Consider the following 11746-nt stretch of genomic DNA (forward strand, 5'->3'; position numbering starts at 1 on the left):
CCACAAGTGTCAGGCATACATTTGTTGCACGATATCCTTTGGATGCAGTCTGGCGCAAATGGCCGAAGAACGCGTACAGCGGCGCCTTGCCGCCATTCTTGCCGCCGACGTGGTCGGCTATAGCCGCCTTATGCAAGTGGACGAGGCCGGCACGCTGGTCAGGCTGAAAGAGCGGCGACGCGCGATACTCAGTCCGCTGGTTGGGCAGCATCAGGGCAGAATTGTCAAGGTGATGGGAGACGGGGTGCTGGTGGAGTTCGCCAGTGCCGTCAACGCCGTAGCCTGCGCCGTCGCGCTACAGCAGGCGATGGAGAGTGACAACGCGGGTTTGCCGGGAGATCGTCGAATCGTACTGCGTGTCGGCGTCAACCTCGGTGACGTCTTGGTGGAGGGGAGCGACCTCTACGGCGACGGCGTCAATATTGCCGCGCGGCTCCAGGGGTTAGCAGAACCCGGCAGCGTTTTCGTGTCAGAGACAGTGTTCAAACATGTTCGTGGCAAGGTCCAGGTCGGATTCGAGGACCTCGGCGAGCACAGCCTGAAGAACATGGCGGAGCCGGTTCGGATGTATAAAGTCTCGGGAGCTGCCGTCGACGCTGTTGTCCCCCGCACGACCGACCGGCCTTCCAAGATTTCCGTCGCCGTGCTGCCCTTCGCAAACCTCAGCGGTGATCCGGAGCAGGAATACTTCAGCGATGGCATTACCGAGGACATCATCACTGATCTTTCGAAGGCTTCTGCTGTCTCCGTCATCGCCCGGAACACCGCCTTCGCTTTCAAGGGCAAGACGGTGAACGTATCCAAGATCGCGGAACAGTTGAATGTCAGTCACGTCCTCGAGGGCAGCGTACGCAAGGCCGACGGGCGCGTACGAATCAGCGCACAGTTGATCAATGGAAAGGCAGGCGATCATGTCTGGGCGGAGCGCTACGACCGCGACCTGAAAGATATCTTCGCGCTGCAGGATGAAATCTCGCACGCAATCGTCGCGGCGCTGAAGGGTAAATTACTACCGGAGGAAAAGAAGGCGATCGAAACGCGCTCGACTCACAATCCGGAAGCCTACCAACTCTATCTCTTGGCTCGGCATTATCATAGGCAGCGGGGCGCAAGAAATCTGCAAATAGCCATCAGGTTCTGCCAACGCGCTTTGAATATCGACCCCAGTTATGCCCGCGCTTGGGCATTGGTTGCCTTATGCCAAGCCGTTCTGCATTCGGGTGGAAAGTCGGAGGAGTCTGGCCTGTCCGCGGCCGAAAAGGCACTCGCGCTAGATTCAGATTTGGCTGAGGCTTATGCGGCCAAGGGACGAGCATTAGCGGAGCTTGGCCGCTTGAACGGAGCTCTCTCCGCGCATGAGGAATCGCTCCGCCTGGAGCCCGATTCCAATGACGTGCGGCACAGTTTTGGTCGAACCTGCTTATGGCTTGGCCGTTATGAAGATGCAGTCACGCATTTCGAGCGCGCCGCGCAGCTTCTCGATACGGACTACGCTTCTCCGGGCTTTTTATCCCAAAGTTACAGGTCCCTCGGCCGACACGAAGAGGCCAAATCTTCCGCACGTTGGGAGCTGGAGCGTATCGAGAGGGAAATTTCGCTTCGACCCGACAATGCCAATGCGATGATGAGGGGCGCTATCGCGTTGGCCTATTTGGGAGAGAAGGAACGCGCGCAGGAGTGGGCGTCGCGTGCCCTGACCGTTGAACCGGACGACGACCCGATAGACCAATACAATATGGCTTGTGCTTTTGTCTATTTGAACGAGCTGGATCAGGCTGTCGACCAACTAGACTCGTGCCTCCGCAAGATGTCCCCTGAATTTGTCCTCTGGGTCAAACAGGACGGCGATCTCGTGCCGCTTCACAGCCATCCGCATTTCCAAGCGCTGATTGCGTCTGGAGAAGCAAGGCTAGCGGCGGTGCGAACCGAGCCGGCAGGCAAACAGGTCTGAGATCTACCTCAATGACTACTCTGCTCGAAACGCCGCTCTTGGAGCGTGGCATTGTCGTTTCCTATGAAACGATCCGACGTTGGAACCAAGCCGCGTTCCGGCCGCGGTCTGATCTGGGACATGTACCAGCTCTCCTATATCTCGCCGGAGCTGTACCGGACGATTATCGGCGACGTCCTGCAGCGGAACGACCGGGTCGGGGTTCCGCTCGTCGCCGTCGAGCCCGGCAACGAGATCAACTGGGGCGCCTACAATGGCGACCTCGACATCCTGCCCGAGGTGATGTCCGCACGGCCCGTTCGCTGGCGGATCCGAGCGACCCGGTTGGCCCGCGCCGCCAAATCACCCCAAAGGACTATAGCTGGCGGTGACCTGCCACGCTTGTCGGTCGCCCGGCACAGGCGCAGAATACCGCGCCGCTGGGGCAACGGTTTACCAGGGATGAGCGAATCATGATCGATATGAGCCTCACCAATCTGCATGCAGGAAAAACAACAATCGCCGCCGCGGCCATCGAGGCACTCGCGGGTCGATTGCGCGGGCGCGTCCTGAATGCGGGCGACGCATCCTATGATGAGGCGCGCACGATCTGGAACGGGATGATCGACCGGCGGCCCGGGCTGATCGTGCAATGCGCCGGGGCCGCCGATGTCGTCAATGCGGTTCGCTTCGCGGCGGAGAACCAGTTGCTCGTCGCGGTGCGCGGCGGCGGGCACAACATTGCTGGCAATGCGGTCTGCGACGGCGGCCTGATGATCGATCTCACACCGATGAAGTCGGTGCGCGTCGATGCGACGACGAAGAGGGCCTGGGTCGAGCCGGGCGCCACGCTTGCCGATGTCGACAAGGAGACGCAGGCCTTCCGTCTGGTGCTGCCGACCGGCATCAACTCGACGACGGGCATCGCCGGCCTGGCGCTCGGGGGTGGTTTCGGATGGAGCACGCGCAAGTTCGGGTTGACGCTCGACAACTTGCTCTCGGCCGATGTGGCAACGGCTGGCGGCGAGCTCGTGCGCGTAAGTCCGACGGAGCATCGCGACCTCTTCTGGGGCTTAAGAGGCGGAGGCGGGAATTTCGGCGTCGTCACTGCCTTCGAATTCGCGCTGCACGAACTCGGTCCCGAGGTTCTCGCCGGCCTTGTCGTGCATCCCTTTGCGGATGCGGAAAGCGTCCTCCGGCAATATAGACAGGCGCTCGAGGCTGCCCCGGACGAGCTCACCTGCTGGGTCGTGATGCGGCAGGCGCCGCCCTTGCCGTTCCTGCCGCAGGAGTGGCACGGCAAGGAGATCCTGGTGCTGGCCATGTGCTATTGCGGCGATCCCGTCGCGGGGGAGAAAGCGACGGCGGGCTTGCGTGCGATCGGCAAGCCGATCGCCGACGTCGTCGGTCCCAATCCCTTCGTCGGCTGGCAGCAGGCCTTCGATCCGCTGCTTGTGCCCGGAGCCCGCAATTATTGGAAGAGCCATGATTTCATGGAGCTTTCCGATGCGGCCATCGGCGTTTTGCTCGACGCCATCCGGCAATTGCCCGGGCCGGAATGCGAGATATTCATCGCCCATGTCGGTGGGGCGGCCGGCCGGGTAGCGGTGGAGGAGACCGCTTTCCCGCAGCGCAGCTCGCATTTCGTCATGAACGTCCATGCCCGCTGGCGCGAGCCGGCGATGGACCAGGCCTGCATCGGCTGGGCGCGGCGGCTTTTCGAGGCGACCAAACCCTATGCCGCTGGCACCGCCTATATCAACTTCATGCCCGCGGACGAGGTCGACCGGGTCGAAGCGGCCTATGGCGGCAACTATCGGCGGCTCGTCGAGGTCAAGCGGCGGTATGACCCTGAGAACCTGTTCCGCATGAACCAGAACGTGCGGCCGATCGAAGATCAAGGGGCGGCATGAACCGCACCGCTTGCTTCCGGTGCGAGGCGCTTCTCTAAGGGGACTGGAGAATGAGAGGATTGATGCTCACAAGCGAACTTGTTGCGTGTGTCCAGCGTTTCGAGCCCGATCCCGGCGTTCAGCCAGGCACCGTTCCACTCGCCGAAGAGGACTATGAAAGTATTCTTGGCTGCTTGCTGGCGACACGGCCACTCGGCCCATTGTGGCTCTTCGCCTATGGTTCTCTCATCTGGAAACCCGAAGTGACGCATGCGGAGGAGCGCGTTGCCACAGCACCGGGCTGGCATCGTGCATTCTGCCTCAAGCTCCTGCGCTGGCGCGGCACGCCCGAGCGTCCCGGCCTGATGATGGCCCTGGATCGCGGCGGTTCTTGCAAAGGCGTGATCTATCGGCTGCCGGAAGAGGGGCTGCGTGAGCAGTTGTCCAAGCTCCTGCGTCGCGAGATGAGTGTCAAATGGCTACCGGACGGCGGGCGGCCGGTCACTACAAATGCCGTCCGTTGGATCAGTGTGACGTGCGGCAAGGAGGCCATTTCTGCAGTCGCATTCGTCGCCAATCCCAACGGCGGAGCCTATGCCGGCAAGCTCGGCTTGGAAGATGTGGCGCGAACTCTCGCCACTGCGGCGGGACATTGGGGTTCGTGCGCGGAGTACCTCCGCAATACGGTCATCCATCTCGAGAGTCGAGGTATCCGCGACGGCAATTTGTGGCGACTACAGAAGCTGGTTGCCGCCGAAATCGCCACCTCGCGTAAAACGGGAAGATTGCGATCGAACCCCGGCCGTCACACTGAACGCTAGGGAAAATACCGGGTTCGATTTCAAAGAACAGCGGCCTTGAAAGCTATCAGACCAATGTTGCGTTGCGCTCGTTCCAGTAGATTCGCGTACTGCGGTTGCAGGTACAAACCACAGTTTGCGCCGGTTCATTTCTCGGGAACGCCGGCACGGATCAAACCAGCAATAACGTCCTGCAGATGCGGGAGACGACGAGAAACCGGCAGGGCGGCATGCCGCGCGATCGTGAAATCGGGCTGCAGTTCGAGGAACCTGCGCGCCGCCCAGCGGGCCGTCGCAAGGTCGTCGGCCAAGGCCGACCAAGACGCCAGCATGCGATAGGCCCACGTCACGTTTGGATGCCGGGTGACAACATCCTTGGCAATTTCGGCCGCTTCCTTCCAGCGCCCCTCCAGCGAAAGCGTCGCACCCACGCCCATACTCATATTGAATGCGAAGGGATCCAGCGGGCTTAGTGCCATGGCCCTTTCGAAGCGGGCGCGGGCGTCTTCCGGCTCGTTCTGATAAATACCTGCCCACCCGAAGCGATTCCAGGCCCAAGCGTTGTTCGGGTCGAGCGACAAGGCGGCCTTAATGAAGGTGAGACCCTTCTCGGTATCTCCCGCAAGACCGGCGGCGGAACCACACGCCGTCAGCGCGGTCGGATCATTGTCGATCAGGCCGGTTGCCTTTTCCACCTCATCCAGCGCTGCGGCGATCGTGCCGGCGATATCATCCGTCCAGAGATATTGTGCTGACAAGGCAAGGCACCATGCCAGCAGCGCATGCGCCCGGCCGTAGTTCGGGTCGAGGACGATCGCTTGTCGCAGGATCGCGACGGCCTCCTTCATGGAATCGGAGTTCTGGCCCCACAATTTGGGAAAGGCCCGCATCACCAGATCATAGGCGTCGAGATCCGCCGGCAGGGTACTCCTGGCCGCCTCGATTTCGGCCAGACGGACTGCAGGATGAAGCGCACCGGCAACCTGGGCGGCGATGCGGTCCTGGAATGCGAACAGTTCCGACGTATCTCCCTCGTATCGATCCGACCAGAGTTGGTTTCGTGACCGTGCATCCACGAGCTGCACGGAAATACGCAAGCGGCTGCCGCCACGCCGCACGGTGCCCTCCACGACATAGGCCACGCCGAGTTCCTCGCCGACCTCGCGCACGTCGATGAAGCGGCCCTTGTAGACGAAGGCGGACTGCCGGGCGATCACGAAGAAATCGCGCACACGCGACAGCGCGGCGGTTATCTCCTCAACGACCCCGTCGACAAAGTAGCCATCATCCTCGCCACTCAGATTGTCGAAGGGCATGACAACGATCGAGGGCTGATCACGACGCCTGCGGGGCACAGATATAGAAGCCTGTGTGGGAACAGCCGGTGCGGGCGAATACGCCGCGGCAAGGTTCTGATCCGGCGTTCCATCGATTTGCCTGGAAAGCAAGGCACGCGTGGCTTGCTCCGGCTCCACGCCCAGATCGCGGCGCAGGACTTCCTGGCACAGCAGGTATTGTCGTAGCGCTGCATTGGCCTTGCCGCGATTGAGGTAAATTCGGATCAGGGCGCGATGCGCCTCCTCGGCGGACGGATCGGTTTTCAAAAGCCGTTCCGCCAGACGCTCGCAAGCCAGCTCTTCAAGCAGGCCTCCGCGCGGCGCCGCGAGGCTGAGACGCTCGACCAGTTCAAGCGCGGCGCGGCGGTAGCCCATCCTGTAGGGGGCAAACCATTCCACCCCGTCCGATGCAGGTTCGGCGCCGAGCAGATCGCCAACGTAAAGGTCAGCAGCAAAGGCGAGAGCCGCGGTGTCGTTTGCCGAGGTCTTTTGATCGAACAGCCAGACATCGACATCGTCGTTGCTCGCGGTCAGCACGAGGTTGTCGTTGTCGCTGGTGATAAGAATCGCAGATCTATTGCCCGACGGAAACACCCGCCTGATGTCCACCAACGCCTGACGCAAACTATTGCGCGCCTGTGTCCCGCCGCGATCCGGCCAGAAGGCTTCGGCCAGTGCCTCCCGCGTTCGACCCTTCTTGCCAGCCAGCACAAGCGCCGCGAAGACCAAGGTGGCCTTGCGCGTGGAAAAACGGACCGCCTGACCTTGCGGGGATACGAGATCGAAACCGCCGAACAACCGGACACGCATGGGAAAGCCTTTGTTGCCCGCAGTCACGATAGCACTTGCGGCTGGCGTTTTAACGCAAATTTAGCGCCGTTGACGCCGGCAAGGACGATTTCTTCACGCATGGACGAATGGTGGTCAAGCGCTGGCCTGCGAATGTTGCCCCATCGAAATTCTAAAGCGGGAGACCAAGATGGCACATTTTCAGTCCAGTGCGGGATTCGGAAGCCGTAGCTTCAGCAAGACGCTCGACGAGTATCTCGCCTCGACCCTTGCAAAATTGAACGCATGGCGGCGCGATACGGCACAGCGCCGAGCGATGGCGGAATTGAGCGACGATACATTGCGCGACGTCGGCCATGCGCCTGATATCGCACCGAAGCCTGTCATCGAGGTCGAAGCGGGCCTGATGAGCAAGCTGATGTCCATGCGCTGAGGGCAAGCTGGGCGCGTTGCCACAACAATGCGGTCGATCGTGGAGACTTACAGGGATTGGCGTGTCGCTTGCGTCCAGCAAGGCACGGACAAACAATGCGCCATGTCACAGGTTCAGACACAACAGAATGGCCAGCGTGTGCTTGCGATCGAACTCAGCGCGCCTAGTGGTAACACGGTCCCGTAACGCTCGTTTTGCCCTTTGGGCCCGCACTCGACGCCGGCGTGACGTTCCAGATCGATGAGAAGCATTGGGAAGTTGTCAGGCCAACTCAAGGTGAGAGTCTTTCGCCCCCTGTTCGATCAACGGCGCGGGAGACTTCCATTGCCGGTGGGAAGCGTTAAGCCGGCGCGCCACGATATCGTGGTTGAGCCACTGGATGGGCCCGGAGGGATCTGTGGACTCGCCAAAAATTAGCTGCCCGGTCGCCTCCACCACGAGAGCACTCAGGAGGTCGCTGATCATCGCCTTACTGTCCCGATGCATCTGCGTGATCTCGTTGGATGTGCCGATGGTCAGATCGGACTGTGCCTGGCTGTTTGCCATGGGCCACGCCGAGAAGTCGTAAAACGGACGCATGACCTCGTTGGCCTGCATATCGGTAATTTTTTGGAATACATCCTTCATCGTGAAGCCGTCTGCCAGAAGCTGCCCGCAAGCCTGCCATTGGTACTCTGCCCAGTGGCCACCGTTCTCTTTCTTCAAGGCGAGTAGCAGCGGTATCAGGGGAAGCTCGATACCCGTAAATACGTCGGACGAATTGGTGCGGATTTCGGGACAGTTATAGACGGTTGCCTTGACACCTGCTGCCCAGGCTTCTTGCGCGATGCATTCGAGCCGCATCTTGGCGTAACCTTGGGTGTAATTGGTGTAGGTCTGCCAACGATAACTCCCGTCAATCAGGACTGCCGTTCCATGGTAACCGTAGGCGGTATACCGGACCTGACCACCCGATGCCTCTACGCGCTCCCGGATCGCCGCGCTGAAGTCGATAAGATGTCGAAAGGTGATTGCGGAGACTTCGTCGAAATTCTGCAGGATGAGCTTGCCCATATCGCTGTCGACCAGGGCTTGCGACGACATGTGGCGGGGACCGCGCCCCTTGTAGATTCGATTGGCAACGACCAGGAATACCTTCGCTTTTGGGATGCCTCCGGCCATTGTATGGGCGAAGAAGACATTGCGGCCGTCGGCAATCATACCGTCAAGAACGGCCATGACCTGCGAAAGTGAATTCGTGAACCGCGAGGTGGCGATGTCCCTGCACTGCTCAACGTAGTCCCAGTCGAGCGTGTCATGTTCCCAGCTCTCCAGCGTCATGGTCGCGAGGAGATCAGTCGGAGTCGGGCCTCCTGCCGGAGCGTCGAGATCGAAGCCAGCCATAAGAGGTATGTTGATGATCCTGCCGCCCAGTCGCCCCTCGGCGGCAGAGAGTTCCTCGGCGTCCAGAGGCCGCAATGCGTTGTTCTCGTCGCGCCGCCCGACGGTGATCCCCACGATCTCCATTCCAGCCCGCCGGGCTTCTTCGAGCAAGCCAGTTGCATATCCGCGACCGAATAGTTCGCCGAAGAGGACGAAAACATCACCTTTACGAAAGACGTTGTTTTCAGCGATGCGATTCAATGCGACCGGGTTTTCCATGCTTTCAGCTCTTTGGTCCGTTAGTCGTCGAGCGATGGCTTAGACAAGCCTCAATAGTCACATGACCGCACTGACCCGTAATAGGAAGTCATTTTACGTGACCGTTCATTTCAAAGCGTGAAGTCCCGTTTCCGAAACGAAGTCTTCGCCGACATGCGGCCTGGCGCTGTAGCGGCCCGCATCGGTCTCCTTGCGCTCCTAGCCGCCCGCAGGTTTGCGTCAACCTCCTCGACCCAAAGGGGCTTTTGATGCGCGCATGATCCACCCGGTTGCCAAAAAACCATAATTGCTTCACCTAGATCGTGCATCGACACTTGGCATTAAGAACTGGATCAACGCTGAATGCGCATATCATACGTCTTCCTTGGTGCATTTCTTGCAATCGTACAGTCCGCATATGCTGAAGTCGCCTCACCGCCTGTTTTGGAGCCGCTAAAGCAACAGGCACAAGCCGCTCAGCTGAGTGCAAAATTTCTCACGCGTTTCGGCTACAAGCCCGTTCCGCTCGACGACGCCTTGTCGGCCAGGATCATGGATCGGTTCATCAAATCACTTGATCCGGACCGCGTGCTCTTCCTGCAAGCGGATATCGACAGGTTCATGTCTGACCGCAGCGAGATCGACGACGCCATCGAACGGAAGAACTTGAAGATCCCGTTTGCGATCTTCAACGTGTATGGGAAGCGCGTTGTCGACCGCATGAACTACGCGCGCAGCTTGTTGAAGCAGGACTTCGATTTCGGTGCGCAGGAAAACTATTCCGTGCTGCGCGATAAAGCGCCGTGGCCGCAGTCGGAAGCCGAGAGCAATGAGCTTTGGCGCAAGCGCGTAAAAAGCGACTGGTTGCGGCTGAAACTGGGCGGCAAGACCGACGCGGCCATTCGCGAAACGCTCGACAAACGATATGCAAACGCTCTCGAGCGCGCTTACAAATATAAAAGCGATGACGTTTTCCAGTCGTTCATGAACGCCTACACAACGTCGGTCGACCCGCACACGGACTACTTCGGCGCGGCAGCTTCGGACGCTTTCAATATCGCGATGAAGCTTTCGCTGGTCGGTATCGGTGCCGTACTGCAGGAACGCGACGACTACACGACGATCCGTGAGCTCGTGCCTGGAGGGCCAGCGCAGTTGTCCGGCAAGCTCTCGGTCGGAGACCGCATTACCGGCGTTGGTCAAGGCAAGGATGGGGCGATAAAAGAAGTGGTTGGCACGCGCCTTGATGAAGTCGTGCAAATGATCCGCGGGAAGAAAGGGTCCGTCGTGCGCTTGGACATCCTGCCGGCGGATGCCGGAGCGGATGCCACCCATCGGGTTGTCAGTCTGGTGCGCGACAAAATCAGCCTCGAAAAGCAGGCGGCCCAGAAGGCCGTGCTGTCTGTGAAAGTGGGCGAAGCCACGCGTAAAATTGGGGTGATTACTCTGCCGGCATTCTATGAGGATTTTGAAGCCCGGCGCAAAGGAGACAAGGACTATAGAAGCGCCAGCCGCGATGTCGGAAAGCTCCTCGACGAACTGAAGCAAGAAAAAGTCGACAGCGTTCTCATTGACGTGCGCAACAATGGCGGCGGTTCACTGGACGAGGCGATTGATTTGACCGGCCTGTTCATCGGCAATGGCCCGGTCGTTCAGCAACGCGGTAGCGACGGTAAGGTCGCGATAAGAAGCTCTGATTTTCCAGCGCCTGTCTGGACAGGCCCTGTGGCTGTCCTGATCAATCGCGGGTCGGCGTCGGCTTCGGAGATTTTTGCCGCGGCAATCCAAGACTACGGTCGAGGTGTGATCGTTGGCGAACCCAGTTTCGGTAAGGGCACCGTTCAAACTGTCGTCAGTCTTGACCAGATGGTTCGCAACAGCAAACCCGAGTTCGGTGAGCTGAAAGTGACGATTGCGCAGTTTTTCCGGATCAACGGCGGCACGACGCAGCTGCACGGCGTGACGCCTGATATCACCTTGCCGGGACTTTCCGATCCGACAAGGTTTGGCGAGACCAGCTATGACAATGCCCTGCCGTGGGCGCAGATCAAGCCGGCGAACTATGCGCCTGCCGACACTGTAGTGACGTTGCTGCCGACACTGCAAAGCCGCCATGATGCGCGGGTTGAGAGCAATCCGGATTTCCAACGCCTGTTAAAAGACATTGCGGAGTTGAAAGCGCAGCGCGAGAAAGGGGTTGTCTCCCTCAATGAAGCCGAACGTCGCAGAGAATTGACTGCTCAAGAAAATCGACTCAAGTCTCGTGCGCAAGTAAGCGATGGCGAAAATACTGGTGAAGATGATGGCCTCAATGCAAACGAGCGTAGCCTGAGTGCTGATATTGCCATTGAGAATGCCCGCAAGAACGCAAAAGACGTCTTGCTGGACGAAGCCGCCGCCATTCTTGCCGATGAGGCGGACTTGCAGCAAGGCGTGCTGAAGGCGGCCACAAAACAATCGGAAAACACGGACGGAAATTAATCATACCCGGCAGGCGCAACAGTATGCGCAGCTTTTTCAGGCCTGGTTGGGTCGTTGCTGCGACGCGGCGCCTTCGGGCCGTTATTCGCCGGTGGTGGCATCTTTTATTTTGACGGTGTCAGTCGGTCCATTCGACAGAGCCATGGACTGACTGTCTTTTTCGTCAACGCGCCTCCCGTTTTCGGTTCGGTCCGGTTGGCGCACCCTAGAGCGTTTCCAGTGTGGACGGAGTCGCAGAAACGCTCTATCTCTTTGTTCGTACGCATTTCCTGACGAAAAACCGCTTCGCACTTTTCCTGGAAAGGCTCTAATGAACCGACCTGAGTGTCCTGCACCTACGCCGATGTGTAGGCCGTCTTGACGGTGGTGTAGAATTCGGCGGCATAACGACCCTGCTCGCGCGCGCCATGGGAGGAGCCCTTGCGGCCACCGAACGGCACGTGGAAATCGACGCCGGCGGTCGG

At 59.7% G+C, this 11746-nt stretch carries 10 protein-coding genes; 7 read left to right on the forward strand and 3 right to left on the reverse strand.

Going from position 1 to position 11746, the window contains the following annotated elements; translation table 11 throughout:
- Positions 1 to 58: 58 nt before the first annotated feature.
- The 4 genes from BC360_RS30395 to BC360_RS30410 all read left to right on the forward strand — a co-directional run bounded on the left by BC360_RS30395 (position 59) and on the right by BC360_RS30410 (position 4643).
- Positions 59 to 1951 (forward strand): adenylate/guanylate cyclase domain-containing protein, encoded by a 1893-nt coding sequence (locus BC360_RS30395; protein WP_065797994.1) that lies wholly within the window; start codon positions 59 to 61, stop codon positions 1949 to 1951.
- A gap of 120 nt (positions 1952 to 2071) precedes the next feature.
- Complete coding sequence (locus BC360_RS32925) at positions 2072 to 2407, forward strand: hypothetical protein (RefSeq protein ID WP_244512998.1); 336 nt, start codon at positions 2072 to 2074, stop codon at positions 2405 to 2407.
- Positions 2404 to 3843, forward strand: a complete 1440-nt coding sequence (locus BC360_RS30405) for an FAD-binding oxidoreductase (RefSeq protein ID WP_065797996.1) — start codon at positions 2404 to 2406, stop codon at positions 3841 to 3843. The genes BC360_RS32925 and BC360_RS30405 overlap by 4 nt, the downstream gene beginning before the upstream one ends.
- Positions 3844 to 3905: 62 nt before the next feature.
- Positions 3906 to 4643, forward strand: a complete 738-nt coding sequence (locus tag BC360_RS30410; protein ID WP_244519964.1) for a gamma-glutamylcyclotransferase — start codon at positions 3906 to 3908, stop codon at positions 4641 to 4643.
- Between the two features lie 125 nt (positions 4644 to 4768).
- Here the strand turns inward: BC360_RS30410 and BC360_RS30415 are convergent, their stop codons facing one another.
- The gene (locus BC360_RS30415) at positions 4769 to 6796 is read right to left on the reverse strand and encodes a BTAD domain-containing putative transcriptional regulator (protein ID WP_083222794.1); all 2028 of its coding nucleotides are present in this window, start codon (positions 6794 to 6796) and stop codon (positions 4769 to 4771) included.
- A 142-nt stretch (positions 6797 to 6938) separates the two neighbouring features.
- Here BC360_RS30415 and BC360_RS30420 point away from each other — a divergent pair, with 142 nt between their 5' ends.
- Together BC360_RS30420 and BC360_RS33215 are read left to right on the forward strand one after the other, a co-directional pair.
- Positions 6939 to 7181 (forward strand): DUF1127 domain-containing protein, encoded by a 243-nt coding sequence (locus BC360_RS30420; protein WP_065797998.1) that lies wholly within the window; start codon positions 6939 to 6941, stop codon positions 7179 to 7181.
- Positions 7182 to 7208: 27 nt separating this feature from the next.
- On the forward strand, positions 7209 to 7367 hold the full coding sequence (locus tag BC360_RS33215; RefSeq protein WP_083222795.1) for an invasion associated locus B family protein: 159 nt from the start codon (positions 7209 to 7211) through the stop codon (positions 7365 to 7367).
- A gap of 75 nt (positions 7368 to 7442) precedes the next feature.
- Here the strand turns inward: BC360_RS33215 and BC360_RS30425 are convergent, their stop codons facing one another.
- Positions 7443 to 8822 carry an enoyl-acyl carrier protein reductase FabMG gene (locus BC360_RS30425; protein ID WP_065797999.1) on the reverse strand — a complete coding sequence of 460 codons (1380 nt, stop codon included), beginning with the start codon at positions 8820 to 8822 and terminating at the stop codon, positions 7443 to 7445.
- Between the two features lie 342 nt (positions 8823 to 9164).
- On the opposite strand from BC360_RS30425, the gene BC360_RS30430 reads away from it, so the two are divergent.
- Positions 9165 to 11282: a carboxy terminal-processing peptidase gene (locus tag BC360_RS30430; protein ID WP_065798000.1), complete on the forward strand. Its 2118-nt coding sequence runs from the start codon at positions 9165 to 9167 to the stop codon at positions 11280 to 11282.
- A gap of 335 nt (positions 11283 to 11617) precedes the next feature.
- Here BC360_RS30430 and BC360_RS30435 read toward each other — a convergent pair.
- Positions 11618 to 11746 (reverse strand): aldehyde dehydrogenase family protein (locus BC360_RS30435; RefSeq protein WP_139110263.1); only part of this gene is annotated, 129 nt, incomplete at its 5' end.

The sequence above is a fragment of the Ensifer sp. LC163 genome, assembly GCF_001695855.1.
GTDB lineage: Bacteria > Pseudomonadota > Alphaproteobacteria > Rhizobiales > Rhizobiaceae > Ensifer.